The 16,700-nt window shown below is 73.5% G+C and carries 16 protein-coding genes; 5 read left to right on the forward strand and 11 right to left on the reverse strand.

Going from position 1 to position 16,700, the window contains the following annotated elements; translation table 11 throughout:
• Positions 1-19: 19 nt before the first annotated feature.
• The 5 genes from ACVV2G_RS05700 to ACVV2G_RS05720 form a co-directional block, all read right to left on the reverse strand.
• On the reverse strand, positions 20-616 hold the full coding sequence (locus tag ACVV2G_RS05700) for a TetR/AcrR family transcriptional regulator (RefSeq protein ID WP_453841638.1): 597 nt from the start codon (positions 614-616) through the stop codon (positions 20-22).
• Positions 617-1,036: 420 nt separating this feature from the next.
• Complete coding sequence (locus ACVV2G_RS05705; RefSeq protein ID WP_453841476.1) at positions 1,037-1,753, reverse strand: ABC transporter ATP-binding protein; 717 nt, start codon at positions 1,751-1,753, stop codon at positions 1,037-1,039.
• A 64-nt stretch (positions 1,754-1,817) separates the two neighbouring features.
• Positions 1,818-3,293: an ABC transporter permease gene (locus ACVV2G_RS05710; RefSeq protein ID WP_453841477.1), complete on the reverse strand. Its 1,476-nt coding sequence runs from the start codon at positions 3,291-3,293 to the stop codon at positions 1,818-1,820.
• A gap of 174 nt (positions 3,294-3,467) precedes the next feature.
• Complete coding sequence (locus ACVV2G_RS05715; protein WP_453841478.1) at positions 3,468-4,715, reverse strand: L,D-transpeptidase; 1,248 nt, start codon at positions 4,713-4,715, stop codon at positions 3,468-3,470.
• Between the two features lie 236 nt (positions 4,716-4,951).
• Positions 4,952-5,305, reverse strand: a complete 354-nt coding sequence (locus ACVV2G_RS05720) for a hypothetical protein (RefSeq protein ID WP_453841479.1) — start codon at positions 5,303-5,305, stop codon at positions 4,952-4,954.
• 109 nt (positions 5,306-5,414) lie between these two features.
• Here ACVV2G_RS05720 and ACVV2G_RS05725 point away from each other — a divergent pair, with 109 nt between their 5' ends.
• Entirely contained in the window at positions 5,415-5,732 is a 318-nt protein-coding gene (locus tag ACVV2G_RS05725) for a hypothetical protein (RefSeq protein WP_453841480.1), read from the forward strand.
• A 126-nt stretch (positions 5,733-5,858) separates the two neighbouring features.
• Here ACVV2G_RS05725 and hutH read toward each other — a convergent pair whose 3' ends face one another.
• The 5 genes from hutH to ACVV2G_RS05750 form a co-directional block, all read right to left on the reverse strand.
• Positions 5,859-7,397: a histidine ammonia-lyase gene (gene hutH / locus ACVV2G_RS05730; RefSeq protein ID WP_453841639.1), complete on the reverse strand. Its 1,539-nt coding sequence runs from the start codon at positions 7,395-7,397 to the stop codon at positions 5,859-5,861.
• A 93-nt stretch (positions 7,398-7,490) separates the two neighbouring features.
• Positions 7,491-8,639 carry a GGDEF domain-containing protein gene (locus ACVV2G_RS05735; RefSeq protein WP_453841481.1) on the reverse strand — a complete coding sequence of 383 codons (1,149 nt, stop codon included), beginning with the start codon at positions 8,637-8,639 and terminating at the stop codon, positions 7,491-7,493.
• Positions 8,640-8,912: 273 nt separating this feature from the next.
• Complete coding sequence (locus ACVV2G_RS05740; RefSeq protein WP_453841482.1) at positions 8,913-9,713, reverse strand: enoyl-CoA hydratase/isomerase family protein; 801 nt, start codon at positions 9,711-9,713, stop codon at positions 8,913-8,915.
• Between the two features lie 1,150 nt (positions 9,714-10,863).
• Positions 10,864-12,006: an adenylate/guanylate cyclase domain-containing protein gene (locus tag ACVV2G_RS05745; protein WP_453841483.1), complete on the reverse strand. Its 1,143-nt coding sequence runs from the start codon at positions 12,004-12,006 to the stop codon at positions 10,864-10,866.
• 126 nt (positions 12,007-12,132) lie between these two features.
• Positions 12,133-12,999 (reverse strand): biotin--[acetyl-CoA-carboxylase] ligase, encoded by an 867-nt coding sequence (locus tag ACVV2G_RS05750; protein WP_453841484.1) that lies wholly within the window; start codon positions 12,997-12,999, stop codon positions 12,133-12,135.
• A 110-nt stretch (positions 13,000-13,109) separates the two neighbouring features.
• Here ACVV2G_RS05750 and ACVV2G_RS05755 point away from each other — a divergent pair, with 110 nt between their 5' ends.
• The 4 genes from ACVV2G_RS05755 to ACVV2G_RS05770 all read left to right on the forward strand — a co-directional run bounded on the left by ACVV2G_RS05755 (position 13,110) and on the right by ACVV2G_RS05770 (position 15,851).
• On the forward strand, positions 13,110-14,702 hold the full coding sequence (locus tag ACVV2G_RS05755; protein WP_453841485.1) for an acyl-CoA carboxylase subunit beta: 1,593 nt from the start codon (positions 13,110-13,112) through the stop codon (positions 14,700-14,702).
• Between the two features lie 9 nt (positions 14,703-14,711).
• Positions 14,712-14,921: an acyl-CoA carboxylase epsilon subunit gene (locus ACVV2G_RS05760; RefSeq protein ID WP_453841486.1), complete on the forward strand. Its 210-nt coding sequence runs from the start codon at positions 14,712-14,714 to the stop codon at positions 14,919-14,921.
• A gap of 136 nt (positions 14,922-15,057) precedes the next feature.
• Positions 15,058-15,186: a morphogenic membrane protein MmpB gene (gene mmpB / locus ACVV2G_RS05765; RefSeq protein WP_453841487.1), complete on the forward strand. Its 129-nt coding sequence runs from the start codon at positions 15,058-15,060 to the stop codon at positions 15,184-15,186.
• A gap of 41 nt (positions 15,187-15,227) precedes the next feature.
• Positions 15,228-15,851 carry a nucleoside triphosphate pyrophosphatase gene (locus tag ACVV2G_RS05770; protein ID WP_453841488.1) on the forward strand — a complete coding sequence of 208 codons (624 nt, stop codon included), beginning with the start codon at positions 15,228-15,230 and terminating at the stop codon, positions 15,849-15,851.
• On the opposite strand, the gene ACVV2G_RS05775 is transcribed toward ACVV2G_RS05770, so the two are convergent.
• Positions 15,820-16,311, reverse strand: a complete 492-nt coding sequence (locus ACVV2G_RS05775) for a hypothetical protein (RefSeq protein WP_453841489.1) — start codon at positions 16,309-16,311, stop codon at positions 15,820-15,822. The genes ACVV2G_RS05770 and ACVV2G_RS05775 overlap by 32 nt on opposite strands.
• Positions 16,312-16,700 lie beyond the last annotated feature (389 nt).

Consider the following 16,700-nt stretch of genomic DNA (forward strand, 5'->3'; position numbering starts at 1 on the left):
TCCGGCCGGGGCACCCCGGTCAGTCCGTTCGGCGCAGGCCCGCGACGAGGAGGGCGACCAGGCGGCGCGCGTCGTACCGGGGGTCGCTCTCCGCACCGATGCAGAGGTTGCCGACGCCGCGCATGAGCGCGACGGCCTCCAGGTCGGAGCGGATCTCGCCGGAGGCGGTCGCGGCGTCGAGGAGCCGGGCGCACACGGGCACCAGGCGGTCGAGGAAGTACGCGTGCAGTGTCCCGAAACCCGCGTGGTCGGACTGCAGCACGGCGGCGAGGCCGTGCTTGGTGACCAGGAAGTCCACGAAGAGGTCGATCCACCGCGCGAGGGCGGTGTACGGGGTCGGGCTGTTCTCCAGCAGGTCCGGGCCGGCCTCGGCGCAGGCCTCCACCTGGTGCCGGTAGACGCCGATGATGAGGTCCGCCCGCGTCGGGAAGTGGCGGTAGATCGTGGCCGTCCCCACGCCGGCCCGGGCCGCGATGTCGCGTACCGGCGCTTCCACGCCCGCCTCGACGAAGACCGCGGCGGCCGCGTCGAGCAGCGACTTCTGGTTGCGCCGGGCGTCCGCCCGCCGGGGCCGGGCCGCCGCCGTGTGCCCCGTGGCCTCGTCGCCGTCCTTCACCACGTCGTATCCTCCGCTCTCCGGGATCGCCGTACGGGACACTGTTCCATGGCATCAAGCGGGACAGGGTTCCACTTGGCCATGATGCCAGAGGCGACGTCCTGCCCGCGGCCGTGCGGCAGGGACGGGGAGGGGGGAGGAGAGAGGGGCGCCTTCCTCCGGCCGGACCGTGACCGAGCCCCCGGCCGGACCGGACCTCCGGCCGGATCACCGACCGGCTCACCGGCCCGCCCGCCGGCCGCCCAGCCGACCGGCTGCTGCCCCGCCTCGGTCCGCCCCGCCCCGATCCGCCCGCCCCCGGCCTCCGGACCGCGGCATCCGGACCCCGGACCATGCCGGGGGGAGATCATCCGCCGCGGCGGATGGGCGGAAGGGGCGCGGACCGACGGGCCGCCGTACCGGCTCGCCGCACGCAGTCCGTTACACGGCCGACGGGTTGGCGTCACCGACGGGCTGCGCCTTCGCCCTCTCCGTCACGGTGATCCGCCCCTTGCGGATCGTCGCCAGGCGGGGCGCCCGCTTCGCGATCGCCGAGTCGTGGGTGACCATGACGAAGGTGAGGCCCAGTTCCTTCCACATGCGGTCGAGCACCTCCATGATCTCGTCGCGCGTCGACTCGTCGAGGTTTCCGGTGGGTTCGTCGGCGAGCAGCACCTTCGGCTGCTTCACCAGCGCGCGGGCGATGGCGACGCGTTGCTGCTGGCCGCCGGACATCTCGCCGGGCAGGTGCCCGAGCCGCTCGCCGAGCCCGACGGAGGCCAGCGCCTCGGCGGCCTTCTCCCGCCGCTCCTTCGTCCGGACGCCGAGCGGGACCAGCGCGGTCTCCACGTTCTCCTGCGCGGTCAGGGTCGGGATGAGGTTGAAGGACTGGAAGACGAAACCGATGTTCTCGCTGCGCACCCGGGTCAGCCGGGCCTCGGGCAGCTTGGCCAGGTCGGTGCCGTCGAGGACGATCTCGCCGGAGCTGGGCCGGTCCAGCGCGCCCAGCATCTGCAGGAGCGTGGACTTGCCGCCGCCGGTGGGGCCCTGGATGACCAGCCGGTCGCCGTCGGTGATGGTGAGGTCGACGCCGTCGAGGGCGTGCACGGTGTTCTTGCCGCGGGTGTAGCGCTTGGTGACGCCGCTGAGTTCGTACATGGGGCAACTCCTGGGGAACGTGGGGTGGATGGCGCTGCTCGACGCGGCGCTGGTCGAGGCGGCGCTATTCGACCCGGCGCAGGGCGTCCGCCGGGCGCAGGCGGGAGGCGCGCCAGCCTCCGAAGGCGCCGGCGACGAGCCCGCCGGCCACGGCGAGTCCCACCGCGAGGGCGATGGTGGTGAGGCTGACGGGCGCGGTGAGGGCGATGTCCAGGGTCTTCGCGGCGGTCTGCCGTCCGGGCCCGCCGCCCGTGCCGCCACCGCCGAAGCCGCCGCCGGGGCCACCCGCGCCCCCGCCGGACCCGCCCCCGAGCTGGGCCTGGAGCGTCGGGCTGACCGCGGTGACGAGGTAGGCGCCCGCCAGACCGAGCGCGATACCGAGGACGCCGCCGACCAGGCCGTTGACGACGGCCTCGCCGATCACCTGCCGGGTCACCCGGCCCGACCGCCAGCCCAGTGCCTTGAGCGTGCCGAACTCGCGCACCCGGCGGGAGACCGCCGAGGAGGTGAGGAGCCCGGCGACCAGGAACGCGGCGGCCAGCACCACGACCGACAGCCACTTTCCGACGCCGGCGGCGAGGGAGGAGGCGGTGGACAGGGAGCCGGAGACGGTGTCGGCGAGGTCGGCGGAGGTGGTGACCGTCGTACCCGAGATGTTCTTCTGGATGTCCGACTTGACGCCGTCGATCCGCTGCGAGTCGGTCGCCTTGACGTAGATGGTGGTGACCGCGTCCTTCGCGTCCCCCAGCGTCTGGGCCTGCTGGAGCGGCAGGTAGAGGTCGGCCGCCGCGTCACCGCTGTCGGCCGTGGCGATGCCGACGACCTTGAACTCGGTGCCCTTGACGGTGACCGTGCTGCCGGTCTCCAGCTTCTTCTCCTTGGCGTAGGCCGCGTCGGCGACGGCGACCGCGGCGTTGGTCTCCGACGCCTTGAAGGTGCGGCCGCTGGTGATGGTGGAGGAGGTCAGGGGGCCCAGGGCGGCCTCGGTGACGTCGGTGCCGTAGACGGAGTAGCTGTTGACGTCGAAGTCGGCGCCGCCGCCCTGGACGCGTCCCTGCGGGGCCTGCTCACCGCCCGGGCCACCGCCCTGCCCCTGACCGCCGGAGCCGCCCTCCTGCTGGAACTGGCCGCGGGTGAACTGGCCGCTGACCTTGACGACCTGCAGGCTCAGCCCGCCCACCGCGTCGGCGACACCGCTCTGCTCCGCGACCTTCTCGACGGTCGAACTCGCCAGCGTCTGGAAGCCCTGCACCGTGACGCGGTCCGTGCTCTGCTCCTCGTCGGAGCCGTCCTCCTGCGCGTCGAAGCGGAAGCGTGGCCGCTCGTCCGTGGCGGCCGTCGGGGACGCGGCCTTGGTGACCGTCATGTCCGTGCCCAGTCCGTAGAGCGACTGCAGCACCTTGTCCTGCGCCTTGCTCATGCCGGAGGAGACGGAGTCGACGACGATGACCAGCGCGATGCCCAGGGCCAGGCCCGAGGCGACGACGAGGGCCGCCTTTCTGCGGCGGCGCAGTTCGCGCCTCAGATACGTGAAGAACATGGCCGCACGGTAGGTACGGCCTGTGATGAAGGGATAAGGCCCGCATAAGAGGAGGATGAGAAGTCTCGCGTACGCCGGACGCCCGCCGCCCCCCGGTGAGGGGGCGGCGGGCGTCCGGGTGAAGTCGCGGTGGTCCGCGGGGCGTTCGGCGTCACATCACCGGGCCCGCGTCCGTCAGACCGCCGAACCCGCCTTCCACTGGGCCCAGTCCATGTTCCAGCCGTTGAGGCCGTTGTCCGGGGCGATGGTCTTGTCGCCGGTGTTCTGGACGACGACCACGTCACCGATGAGGGAGTTGTCGTAGAACCAGGCGCCCGGAGTGTTCGGGTCGTCGGCGCCCTGGGCGTCGGCCAGACCCACGCAGCCGTGGCTGGTGTTGGCGTTGCCGAAGACGCCCTTGCCCCAGTAGTTGCCGTGGATGAAGGTGCCGGAGGTGCTCAGGCGCATGGCGTGGGGCACGTCCTTGATGTCGTACTCGCCCTCGCCGTCGTCGTCGGTGAAGCCGACCGTCGAGCCGTCCATCCGGGTCTCCTTGTACTTCTCGGAGATCACCATCTGGCCCTCGTAGGTCTTGTTCTCCGGCGAGCCCGCGGAGATCGGGATCGTCTTGACGGTCTTGCCGTCCTGGGTGACCTTCATCTGCTTGGTCTCCGCGTCGACGTACGAGACCTGGTTGCGGCCGATCGTGAAGCTGACCGTCTTCTGCTGGACGCCGTAGACGCCCTCGGCGCCCTCGACGCCGTCGAGGGCCAGCTTGAGGGTGACGGTCGAGCCCTCCTGCCAGTAGTCCTCGGGACGGCAGTCCATGCGCTGGGTGCTGAACCAGTGGCAGGCGACCTCCTGGCCGCTGGTGGTGTTGACCGTGATGCCCTGCTGGACGGCGGCCTTGTCGGTGATCTCCTTGTCGAAGTTGATCGACACGGGCATGCCGACACCGACGGTCTTGCCGTCGTCCGGGGTGAAGGTGCCGATGAAGCTGTTCTTCGGGGAGACCGTGGTGAACGACGCGTTCTCGTGGGCGGCGCGGCCCTCGGAGTCCTGGGCGGTCGCCGTCACCTTGTAGGTGGTGGCCCGCTCCAGCTGGCCGGTGGGCTGCCAGCTGGTCTTGTCGGCGGATATCTGGCCGCTGACCTCGGTGCCGTCGGCGGCGGTCATCGTCACCTCGGTGAGCGTGCCCTTGCTCACCGTGACACCGGCCGACTTGTTGATGGAGGCGTTGTCCGAGCCGTCGTCCGGCGTGATCCTGATCTGGGCCTCGGACGACTTCTTGGCCGCCGCCGCGTCGGCCTCGGCCTGCGACGTCTTGTTGCCCCCCTCCGTGGAGGTGCCGGCGTCACCACCGGAACACGCCGAGAGCACCAGCACACCGCCGAGCAGTGCGGACGCGGCCGCCAGACCCTTGCGCCGCTTACCGTCCGTCATCACACGCTTCTCCATCGTCGCCGTCTCCGGAAACCCCGAGATTCCCCGTCAAGAACTTTCAACGCTACGACCGGTTCGTCCCGTTCCCCATCGCCGTCCGGTGTGGGGCATGCCACGTTCGCGCGGAGGCCAACGGTGGCGTGCGGCGGTGCGGAAGACCGGTCCGCGCCTCCCGTGAGACGACGAAACCCCGGACGGTGGTTGCCGCCCGGGGTCACGAGATTTCCCACACCGCGTCAGCCGGCCGTCGTTTCCCCGTCTTCCGGGACGTCCTCGGCGCCATCATCCTCGCCGAGGTCCCACTCGGGCGAATCGGGGTCGTAGTCGATCTGCTCGCTGCTCCAGGAGGCCTGCTGGAGCTCCACGCCGGGCACCGCGCCGACCAGGTCGAACGGGTCGACGAGGTGCGCCAGGGCCTCGGCGGTGTCCTCCGTCACAGCACGCTCGGCCAGGGCCCGCTCCCCGTCCGCCAGGCCGGTGTCGTCGGCGAGCGCCTGGAGCGCGGCCCCGGTGACGGCCTCGTCGTCGTCGATCTCGAGGACGAGGTCGACGCGAATACGCACAAAACGTGATGTCTCTGGTGTGCTCATGTCCGGAGCGTAAGGCCGACCGCTCCCGTGACTTTCCCGTGACCCGCGCCTTTCACTAACATCTGCCCACACGGCCAATTCGCCAGCGCCACAAGGGGATCGATATTCCGTGTCATCCGCTCGCCGTCCGTTGCTGACCGCCGCCGCCGCGGGAGGTCTGCTGTGTGCCCTGTGGTTCGTCCCGTCCGCGAACGCGACACCCGACACACCGGTACTCAAGTCCGCCGCCGCGAGCCCGTCTCCGCAGGTCACCGAGCAGGCCAGAGCCGTGTCCACGGGCACGGCGGCCACCGGCGAGGGCACGACCCGCCTGGCCGACACCGGCAGCTTCGACAGCACTCCGTACGTCGTCGGCGGCACCCTCTGCCTCGGCCTCGGGGCCGGCTTCGTGGGGTACTCGGTCCGCCGGGAACGCGTCGGACTTTGAGAGAACTTGACGTTCTTCTGGATTCCTTGACCGTGCGGAGACGGCGCGCCGGTGCGCCCCGGCGCGAGGACGGCCGGAGTGCGAGGGGCCCCGTCCTCCCGGCGGGGCCCTCGCGCTCCGGCTCCGTCAGCGCAGCGGCCCGGTGACCGACTCCGCCGCCGCCACCAGGCGCCCGGCGCGCACGAACGCCTCCGCCGCGGCGAGGTCCGGCGCCAGGTAGCGGTCCGGACCGGGACCCTCGACACCGGCCGCCCGTACGGCGTCGATGACCGCCTGCGAGGCCGGCGCCGGGGCGAGCCCCTCGCGGAGCTGGATCGCGCGCGTGGCGGCGTACAGCTCGACGGCGATCACGCGGGTGAGGTTGTCGACGGCCGTGCGCAGCTTGCGCGCCGCCGACCAGCCCATGGACACGTGGTCCTCCTGCATCGCGGAGGACGGGATCGAGTCCGCCGAGGCCGGTACGGCCAGCCGCTTCAGCTCGCCGACCAGGGCGGCCTGGGTGTACTGGGCGATCATCAGACCGGAGTCGACGCCGGCGTCGTCGGCGAGGAACGGCGGCAGGCCGTGACTGCGGTTCCTGTCCAGCAGCCGGTCGGTGCGCCGCTCGGCGATGGAGCCGAGGTCGGCGACGGCGACGGCGAGGAAGTCCAGGACGTAGGCGACCGGGGCGCCGTGGAAGTTGCCGTTGGACTCCACCCGCCCGTCGGGCAGGACGACCGGGTTGTCCACGGCCGCCGCCAGCTCACGCTCGGCGACCAGCGCGGCGTGGGCCATGGTGTCGCGTCCGGCGCCGGCCACCTGCGGGGCGCAGCGCACCGAGTAGGCGTCCTGGACGCGGGGGGCGTCGTCCTGGTGGTGTCCGGTCAGGCCCGAACCCCTGAGCACGGCCAGCATGTTGGCGGCGCTGGCGGCCTGCCCGGGGTGCGGGCGGATGGCGTGCAGCTCGGGGGCGAGGACCTTGTCGGTGCCGAGCAGGGCCTCCATGGTCAGCGCGGCGGTGACGTCGGCGGACTTGTAGAGGGTGTCGAGGTCGGCCAGGGCCATGACCAGCATGCCGAGCATGCCGTCGGTGCCGTTGAGCAGGGCGAGGCCCTCCTTCTCGCGCAGTGCGACGGGGGCGATGCCGTGCTCGGCGAGCAGGTCGCCGGCGGGCCGCACGGTGCCGTCGGGGCCCTCGGCCTCCCCCTCGCCCAGGAGGGTGAGCGCGCAGTGCGACAGCGGGGCGAGGTCGCCGGAGCAGCCGAGGGAGCCGTACTCGTGCACGACCGGGGTGATCCGGGCGTTGAGCACGTCGGCCATGGTCCGCGCGACCTCGGGGCGGACGCCGGTGCGCCCCGAGCAGACGGTCTTCAGCCGCAGGAACATCAGCGCGCGGACCACCTCGCGCTCGACCCGCGGCCCCATCCCGGCGGCGTGCGAGCGGACGATGTTGCGCTGCAGCCGGGCCCGCAGGTCCGGGCTGATGTGCCGGGTCGCCAGGGCACCGAAACCGGTGCTCACGCCGTACACGGGGTCCGGCTTGGCGGCCAGCGCGTCCACGACGCCGCGGGCCGCGGCCAGGGCGGCCAGCGCCTCGTCGGAGATCTCGACCCGGGCGCCCCCGCGCGCCACGGCGAGGACGTCCGACGCGGTGACTCCGGAGACCCCCACCCTCACACTGTGCATATCCATATTCAGGAGCGTACGCACTGAATTCGATGATGTCACGAGGGGGTGCGTCACCAGCGGGCACCGGTTTCACCCCTTACCGCACCGCTCCTACGGCGAGTGCCGCCCCCGGAACCGCCTGCGCTCGCCGTCCTCCGCCCGGGACGGCTCGTCCGCGAGCCGTACGACGGGGTCGTCGGGCCCCTCCCGCCCGGCGACGACCGGCCCGGTCGACCGTTCGGCCTTGGCGCGGTACTGGGCGGCATCCGCGAGCCGGAACAGCCGGCGGGCGGAGCGCACGGGCCCGACGGGGTCCTCGGTGGACGCGAGTCCGCAGGCCACGCCCTCGCCCAGCTCCAGCTCGGCCGCCCGGCGGCACAGCTCCTCGGCCGCCTTGACCACCGCGTCGGCGGACGGCCCGACCGCGAGCAGACAGAACTCGTCCCCGCCGAGCCGCGCCGCGAGCGCGCCCGGCAGCATCGCCCCGCACAGCGACAGCACCGACCCGAAACGCTCCAGGAGCCGGTCGCCGACGGCGTGCCCTTGCGTGTCGTTCACCTGCTTGAGTCCGTTCAGGTCGCACACGACGAGGCTGACGACGACGCCTTCCCTGCGGTGCCGTTCGACGGCCTCGTCCAGGGCGGAGTCGACGGCGCGGCGGTTGGCCAGGCCGGTGAGCGCGTCGGTGTAGGCCAGGCGCCGGACCTCCTCCAGCCGCTCGGTCTGCGCGATCCCGGCGGCGACGACGGAGGCCAGCACGGTGGCGAAGTCGGCGTCGGCCCGTTCGAAGACCGGCTCCCCGACCGGGCGGGCCACGTACAGCTCGCCCCAGGCCCGGCCGTGCAGCACTATCGGCGCGACCACGCAGCAGCCGCGTCCGCGGCGGCGCAGGGCGGCGACCCGCTGGTGGACGTAGCCGGGGCGCCCCGCGGCGGGGCCCCGGGCCGTCTCGACCCAGGCGTCGGGCTCCCCGCCGCCGGCCCAGCGCTCGTGCAGGAACTCGGTGATCTCCGCGAACTGGTGCACCGGATAGGACTCGTCCTCCGGGAACTCCTCCTCGCCCTCGGCCCGCCGGCCGACGTTCACCAGCACCCGCAGCCGGCCCAGCTCGCGCTCCCACACCGACAGCGCGGCGAAGCTGCCGCCCAGCGCCAGGCAGGCACCGTCGGCCGCCGCACGCCACGCGTCACGCGAGCTGTGCGCGGCGGCCATCCCCTGCGCCAACGCCACGACGGCCGCGAGCCGCCTGTCCTCACCCATCACTCCAGGCTAGGGAGATTCAGGGAGAAACGTGACTCAAGCAGGGCGAAAGGGTCGTCCGGTCCGGGTTCCCCGCCGGACGCCCCCGGCGAGTGACACCGGAACCGCCCCGCGCCGCCCTGGCGACCGGGACTCCGCCGGGGGCCGCTCCCCCGGTGGCCCCGGCCACGCCACCGGGTTACCCGCAGTGACCGGGACCACCCCACCGGGCCGCTGTCTCCCAGGGGCAGGGGCCGCCCCACCGGGGGCCGCTCCCCCCGCGGTGGCCGGGACTTACTCCCCCGGCCACTGCGGGGTTCGCTTCTCGTTGAACGCCGCGACACCCTCGGCCCGGTCCCCCGAGAACGCCACCGACCGCCACGCCGCGTCCTCGACCTCGAGGCCGGTCCGCAGGTCCAGCCCGTGACCGAGCCGCAGCGCGCGCTTGGCCGCCCGCAGCCCCACGGGCGAGTTGGCGGCCATCCGGGAGGCCAGGTCCAGCGCCTCCTGCCGGTCCCGCCCCTCGTCCACGAGCTGGTCCACGAGCCCCAGCCCGTGCGCCTCCGCGGCCTCCACCCGGCGTGCCGTGAACACCAGCTCGGCCGCCCGCGCCGCCCCCACCCGTCGCGGCAGCAACTGCGTACCGCCACCGCCCGGAATCACCCCGACGGACACCTCGGGCAGCCCCACCACCGCCGTGGGGTCGGCCACGATCACGTCGCACGACAGCGCCAGCTCGAACCCGCCGCCCAGCGCGAACCCGTGCACGGCCGCGACCGTCGGCACCGGCAGCTCCAGCACGGCGGTGTAGGCACCCCGCGCCACCGGCCGCTGGCGCAGCAGGTCGGCGTCGGAGAAGGAGTTGCGCTCCTTCAGGTCGGCCCCGACGCAGAACGCCCGCTCGTGCGTCGAGGTCAGCACCACCGCCCGCACGCTCCGGTCCTCGCCCAGCGCCGCGCACGCCGCGCCGATCGACCGGGCCATCGCGGTCGAGACGGCGTTCATGGCCTTCGGCCGGTCGAGCGCGAGCTCCGCGACATGCCCGTCCCCGTGCCGCCGCACCAGCACGAAGTCTCCGAACCGCTCCTCGGTCATGACACCCTCCGGTTAACGCGGGTTAACAAGTCGACCGCCCGATCATCGCAGGCGGGCCCGCACGGGGAAAGACCGGGCACGCCCGCTCCCGCCGCCCTCCGCTTACCCGTTCGAGTGACATCCCGCCAACCCCCGCGTCCCGGCCGACGGCAGCGCATAGCGTCGCTCCGCCACGGCGCAGCGGGGGCGCGTGCGCACCGGGGAGGAATCATGACGACGAACGGCACACCGACGGACCAGCGGTACCACCGGGGCCGCCGCGGCAGGCACCGCCGCCCCCGTCCGCGCAAGGGGGTGCTCGCCGCCTGCGGCCTGGCCCTGGCGTCCGGCACCCTGGGTCTCGTACGCCTGCTGGCCGAGCCCGGCGACGACGGCGCGCACGCGCTCGGCGGCGGGGCCGGGCCGCGCGTGGAGACGGACAGGGGCCGGGACGCCGCGGCGGACCGGGCCTCCCCCAGCACGGGCACCGCCGGCGCGCCGCGGGTGAGCCCGTCGGCGACCTCGGCCATGGGCGGCCTCAGCGGGTTCCCGGGCCCGGGGCTCGTACCGGGGGCGACCGGGGGCGGGCCCTCGGCCGCGCCTCCGTCCACGACGGCCGCCCCGGACGCCCCGGGGAATCCGGGGGCTTCGGGGACGGCGGGAGGCCCAGGCGCTACAGGGGCCCCAGGCACCGCAGGGACCTCGGGCGCCACGGGGGCCTCGGGCACCTCCCGGACCCCGGGCGCGAGCGAAGCGGGGCCGCCTCCGCGGGCTCCGCAGCCGCCGCCACCGCGGTCCTCGCCGTCCCCACGGCCCGGTGCGCCCGCACCGCGCCCCACGCCGGCCCCACCGTCCGGCCGCGGCACGCCGCCCGCGCCCGCGCCGGTACCGGAACTCGACCGTCCGGGCGGCCTGTGCGTGCCGGTCATCGGCCTGTGCGTGGACCTGCTCCCCGGACGGAACACGTAGCCGGCAGTCAGGACGCCCGGCCGGGGCGCCCCGCCGAACCGTCCGCCAGACCGGCCCGCCGCACCAACCCACGAACCCGGCCACCGAACCAGCCCACCAGCCCGGCCACCGAACCAGCCCACCAGCCCGGCCACCGAACCAGCCCGCCAACCCGCCCAACCCGCCCGACCCGCCGGACCGGCCGGACCCGCCAGCCCGGCCGTCAGGTCTCCCCGCCGCCGCCCCGCCGCGTGAGCAGCCACGGCTCGACGACGCCGAGACCGCGTACCGGCCGCTGCCACATCGGCTGGAGCGCGAAACGGTAGGACGGCGGCTCCTCGCCCACCTTCTCCGCGGCGGCGGCCTCCTCGGCGGCCACCGCCTCCGAGGAGGGGGCGTCCCGCGTCCGGACCAGCTCCTCCGCGAGGGCCGAGTCGACGAGGACGGCGTCCCGGGGAGCTATCGACGTGAGCCGGGAGGCCAGGTTGACGGTCGTACCGAAGACGTCGCCCATCCGGGTGGTCACCGTGCCGAAGGCGATGCCGACGCGCAGTTCCGGCATCGTCTCGTCGTATGCCATCGTCTCGACGAGGAGCAGCGCGATCTCCGCGGCCGTACCGGCGTCGTCGGCCGCGTAGAGCACCTCGTCGCCGAGTGTCTTGATCAGCCGTCCGCCGCGGGCGGCGACCAGGTCGGCGGCGGTGGTCTCGAAGGCCTCGACCAGCTCGCCGAGTTCCTCCTCCTCCATCCGGCGGGTCAGCCGGGTGAAGCCGACCAGGTCCGCGAAGCCGACCGCGAGGCGCCGGTCCACCATCTCCTCGTCGTCACCGGCCTGCACGACCCGGCCGGCCGAGGCGGCGAGCTGGCGCCGCCACACGTAGACCAGGAACTCCTGCAGCTCGGGCAGGAGCAGCTCGACGATCGGGTACGTCACCTCGGTGCGCGTCATCCCGGGCTCCGGCGGCTCGGTCAGCCCCTCCAGGAAGGAGTCGATCTGCCACTCGGCCAACCGGGCGGTGGTCTGCCCGGTGGACCGGGCCACCTGCACCGCCATGGCCTCGCTGAGCAGCCCCGCCTCCACCAGACCGGCCAGCCGGCGCAGCGCCAGGACGTCGGCCTCGGTGAGCGCCCTGGCCTGGCCTATGTCGGCGAAGCCCATGGCCCGCCAGAAACGGGACGCCAGTTCCATGGAGACGCCGGCGCTGCGTGCGGCCTGGAAGGGGGTGTAGCGGCGCTCGGCGCCCAGGATGAGCCCTTCCAGGCGCAGCGCGAGCGGGTCCTCGCCGGAGTCGGCGGAGTCCGGGCCGGGCTCGGGGTCCACCCGGCCGTCCCCGTCCGCGCCGGAGCCCGTGTCGTCGACGGTCACGCCTGCTGCCCTTCCGATCTGCCGCGGTCAGGTTCGACCGGCCCCAACTTTACGTCAGGTGTGCCCCAGCTCACTCCGTCACGCGGAGCCGGCGGTGGCACCCCGGTACCGGCGGGGCGGGAGCGCTCACGCCGGTCGCAGATGGACGATGTCCCCCGCCCCCACCGGCTCCTGCACGCCCGCCTCCGTGGCCAGCACCAGCCGGCCCTCCCCGTCCACGGCCACCGCCTCCCCGACGAGCGACCGGTCCCCCGGAAGCTCCGCGCGCACCACCCGTCCCAGCGTCGCGCACCCCGCCGCGTACGTCTCCTGGAGACCGCTGGCCGCCGGGTCGCCCCCGGCCGCGCGCCACCGCCCGTACCAGTCCTCCAGCGACCGCAGCACGCCCCGCAGCAGCGGGTCCCGGTCGGTGCTGACGGCACCGGCCAGCGCCAGCGAGCCGGCCCCCGGGACGGGCAGTTCGTCCGCCTGGAGGGTGACGTTGATGCCGACGCCGATGACGATCCCGGCGTCGCCGGCCCGCTCGGCCAGGATGCCGCCCGTCTTGCGCTCCTCGTCGCCGACCGTGACGAGCAGGTCGTTGGGCCACTTCAGGGCGGTGTCCACGCCCGCCGCCCGGGACAGTCCGGTCGCCACCGCGACGCCGGTGAGCAGCGGCAGCCAGCCCCAGCGGGTCACGGGGACGTCGGCGGGGTCCAGCAGTACGGAGAAGAAGAGGCCGGAGCGGGCGGGTGCCGTCCACTGCCGGTCCAGGCGCCCCCGGGCGGCCGTCTGCTCCTCGGCGACCAGCACCGCGCCCTCACCCGCCTCGCCCGCGACGGCGAGGGCCACGAGGTCGGAGTTGGTGGAGCCGGTGCGCTGCACCACGTCCACCTGACGCCACAGTCCGTCCCCCCGCACGAGCCCCCGGCGCAGGGCCGTGGTGCTGAGGGGCGGCCGGCTCAGGTCGGACCACCGGCCGCGGGGGGAGTCAGAGGCATCTCGGGGCGTCATGCAACCCACCCTAGGTGTGGGAAACACCGCACTGCCGATCGGAAGGCCCCCCACTACTCTACGAACGAGTAACCGTCCCCCCTTTTGAGCAGGCAGGGAGCCGCATCCCGATGTCCGAGCCGGAAGAGCAGCAGCCCGACATCCACACGACCGCGGGCAAGCTCGCGGACCTGAGGCGCCGTATCGAGGAAGCGACGCACGCCGGTTCGGACCGCGCCGTCGAGAAGCAGCACGCCAAGGGCAAGCTGACGGCCCGTGAGCGCATCGGCCTCCTGCTCGACGAGGGCTCGTTCGTCGAGCTGGACGAGTTCGCCCGCCACCGCTCCACCAACTTCGGCCTGGACGCCAACCGCCCCTACGGCGACGGCGTCGTCACCGGTTACGGCACCGTCGACGGCCGCCCGGTCGCCGTCTTCTCGCAGGACTTCACCGTCTTCGGCGGCGCGCTGGGCGAGGTCTACGGGCAGAAGATCCTCAAGGTCATGGACTTCGCGCTGAAGACGGGCTGCCCGGTCATCGGCATCAACGACTCCGGCGGCGCCCGCATCCAGGAGGGCGTGGCCTCGCTCGGCGCGTACGGCGAGATCTTCCGCCGCAACACCCACGCCTCCGGTGTCATCCCGCAGATCAGCCTGGTCGTCGGCCCCTGCGCGGGCGGTGCCGTGTACTCCCCGGCGATCACCGACTTCACGGTGATGGTCGACCAGACCTCGCACATGTTCATCACCGGGCCCGACGTCATCAAGACCGTCACCGGCGAGGACGTCGGCTTCGAGGAGCTGGGCGGCGCCCGCACCCACAACACCAGCTCGGGCGTGGCCCACCACATGGCCGGTGACGAGAAGGACGCCGTCGAGTACGTCAAGCAGCTGCTGTCGTACCTGCCGTCCAACAACCTCTCCGAGCCCCCCGCCTTCCCGGAGGAGGCGGACCTCGCCCTCACCGACGAGGACGCCGGGCTGGACACGATCGTCCCGGACTCGGCGAACCAGCCCTACGACATGCACACCGTCATCGAGCACGTCCTCGACGACGCCGAGTTCCTCGAGACGCAGCCGCTGTTCGCGCCGAACATCCTCACCGGCTTCGGCCGCGTCGAGGGCCGTCCGGTCGGCATCGTCGCCAACCAGCCGATGCAGTTCGCCGGCTGCCTGGACATCACCGCCTCCGAGAAGGCGGCCCGCTTCGTGCGGACCTGCGACGCCTTCAACGTCCCCGTGATCACCTTCGTGGACGTCCCCGGCTTCCTGCCCGGTGTCGACCAGGAGCACGACGGCATCATCCGCCGCGGCGCCAAGCTGATCTTCGCCTACGCCGAGGCCACCGTGCCCCTGATCACGGTCATCACCCGCAAGGCCTTCGGCGGCGCCTACGACGTCATGGGCTCCAAGCACCTGGGCGCCGACCTCAACCTGGCCTGGCCGACCGCCCAGATCGCCGTCATGGGCGCCCAGGGCGCCGTCAACATCCTGCACCGGCGCACCATCGCCGAGGCCGGTGACGACGCCGAGGCCACCCGCGCCCGCCTGATCCGGGAGTACGAGGACACCCTCCTCAACCCCTACACGGCCGCCGAACGCGGTTACGTCGACGCGGTGATCATGCCGTCCGACACCCGCCGCCACATCGTCCGCGGCCTGCGTCAGCTGCGCACCAAGCGGGAATCCCTCCCTCCGAAGAAGCACGGCAACATCCCCCTGTAAGGAGCCGCTGTGACGATCAAGGTCGTACGGGGCAATCCCACCCCGGAGGAGCTGGCCGCCGCCCTGGCGGTGGTGCGGGCCCGCGCGGCGACGGCGGAAACGGAGCCGTCCGGCGCCCGGGGGCCGCGCGACGCGTGGTCCGACCCGTCCCGCATCGCCGGCCGGCATCTGCCCCCGCCGGGCCCCGCGTCCTGGGCCCGCACCTTCTGGCCGGGCTGAGGACCGCGTCCCCGGGGCGCGGGGCCGTGCCGGCCCGCGGCCCGGCCGCGTGGGCGCGCCCGGGAGGAGCCCCGCGCCCCGAATCTAGGTACCCGTACTCACGCGCCGCCCCCGGGCCGGGCCGCACGCTGGTGGCATGCTGTGGTCCGACCCCGAGAACGAGCCGCCCGAGGAACTGCGCGCCATGCAGCACATGCTGCGGCGGCTGAGCGTCTTCCTGGCGTCGGCCATGGTCCTCGCGATGATCGTCATCGGCCTCAGGTAGACCGGCCGGCCCCTCCCGGCGCCGCGGATACGCTTGATCCCATGACAGACCAGCAGCCGCGCCGCCGCCTCGTCCTCGCCTCCCAGTCCCCGGCCAGGCTCGGCCTGCTGCGCCAGGCCGGGCTCGTCCCGGAGGTGCTGGTGAGCGGCGTCGACGAGGACGCCGTCACCGCGCCCACCCCCGCCGAGCTGGCCCTCGCCCTCGCCGAGGCCAAGGCCTCCGTCGTGGCCGCGAAGCCCGAGGTGCGCGGCGCCCTGGTGATCGGCTGCGACTCGGTGCTCGACCTGGACGGGCGGGCCCTCGGCAAGCCGGCGGACGCCGAGGAGGCCACCGCCCGCTGGAAGGCGATGCGCGGCCGGGCGGGCACCCTGCAGACCGGCCACTGCCTCTGGGACACCGCCTCCGGCCGCCACGTCTCGGCGACCGCCTCCACCGTCGTCCGCTTCGGCGAACCGACCGACGCGGAGATCGCGGCCTACGTGGCCTCCGGCGAGCCCCTGTACGTCGCCGGGGCGTTCACCCTGGACGGCCGCTCGGCCCCGTTCATCGAGGGCATCGAGGGCGACCACGGGAACGTGATCGGCCTCAGCCTGCCCCTCCTGCGGCGCCTCCTGGCCGAGCTCGGGGTCGGCATCACGGAGTTGTGGGCGTCTGCGGAGGGCTGACCGGGGAGCCGTCGTCTCCCTTGCCGGCCTGGGGCCCACCGGCCGGGGACCCACCGGTCGCGGGCCCACCGGTCGCGGGCCGCGTCTGGGCGTCGTAGGGCATCAGCAGCAGCACGACGAGGGCCAGGACGAGGACCATGAACAGGAAGGCGTGCGGGCCCACCAGCCCCCAGCCGAAGGCGCCGAGCAGCCCGTGCACCACGGCCGCGCTGATCAGCAGCACCCGGCCGAGGCCGGCGGGCGGGCGGTCGCGCAGCGCCACGAGCAGGGCGACCAGCCCGCACAGGGCGAAGTAGAGCCCGAAGACGACCCCGCCGATCTTCGAGGACACGGCCATCGCGTCCGGGTCGAGACCGGCCAGGGACATGTCCTGGCGGTCCACGACGACCCCCAGGAACCAGTTCAGCGACGCGATGCCGACCGCCTCCGCGAAGAGCACGACCGCCACGGTCCACGCCACCGGCCTGCGCACCGTCACCGGCCCCCCGCTTCCGACCGCTGCCGCACAGGACAGCTGTTACCCCAAGTAATCCCGCCCGTCGCCCGGCCACCACCCCTCAAGGAGGCCCTCCGGGCCGTGCACGTTCTTCAACATCCGGAACGCTACTCACGGGTAAACACCGCGGCAAGAGATCCGGCCCGGGCAAAGAATCATTGGGCCATTCGTAGGGACTCCACAAAGAAACGGAGTGGCCCGCAGCACCCTCTTACAGAGACCTCGCCCACACCGGACGGCTAGGGTTTGCCGCAGGAGTGCTGTGCTTCGCGGCGCTACAAGGGATTTCGCGGGTCGAGTGAGCCTCGAATCACGCTCCGTGTGGGCAAGCTCACCATTGGGGACGGGTCGAA

Source organism: Streptomyces sp. JK94 (assembly GCF_053613315.1).

Coding starts and splice junctions, on each gene's coding strand:
- ACVV2G_RS05770 (WP_453841488.1), top strand. CDS start 15,228: ATGACAGACCAGCAGCCGCGCCGCCGCCTCGTCCTCGCCTCCCAGTCC.
- ACVV2G_RS05755 (WP_453841485.1), top strand. CDS start 13,110: ATGTCCGAGCCGGAAGAGCAGCAGCCCGACATCCACACGACCGCGGGC.
- ACVV2G_RS05740 (WP_453841482.1), bottom strand. CDS start 9,713: ATGACCGAGGAGCGGTTCGGAGACTTCGTGCTGGTGCGGCGGCACGGG.
- ACVV2G_RS05705 (WP_453841476.1), bottom strand. CDS start 1,753: ATGTACGAACTCAGCGGCGTCACCAAGCGCTACACCCGCGGCAAGAAC.
- ACVV2G_RS05715 (WP_453841478.1), bottom strand. CDS start 4,715: ATGACGGACGGTAAGCGGCGCAAGGGTCTGGCGGCCGCGTCCGCACTG.
- ACVV2G_RS05735 (WP_453841481.1), bottom strand. CDS start 8,639: ATGGGTGAGGACAGGCGGCTCGCGGCCGTCGTGGCGTTGGCGCAGGGG.
- ACVV2G_RS05750 (WP_453841484.1), bottom strand. CDS start 12,999: ATGACGCCCCGAGATGCCTCTGACTCCCCCCGCGGCCGGTGGTCCGAC.
- ACVV2G_RS05720 (WP_453841479.1), bottom strand. CDS start 5,305: ATGAGCACACCAGAGACATCACGTTTTGTGCGTATTCGCGTCGACCTC.
- mmpB (WP_453841487.1), top strand. CDS start 15,058: ATGCTGTGGTCCGACCCCGAGAACGAGCCGCCCGAGGAACTGCGCGCC.
- ACVV2G_RS05710 (WP_453841477.1), bottom strand. CDS start 3,293: ATGTTCTTCACGTATCTGAGGCGCGAACTGCGCCGCCGCAGAAAGGCG.
- hutH (WP_453841639.1), bottom strand. CDS start 7,397: ATGCACAGTGTGAGGGTGGGGGTCTCCGGAGTCACCGCGTCGGACGTC.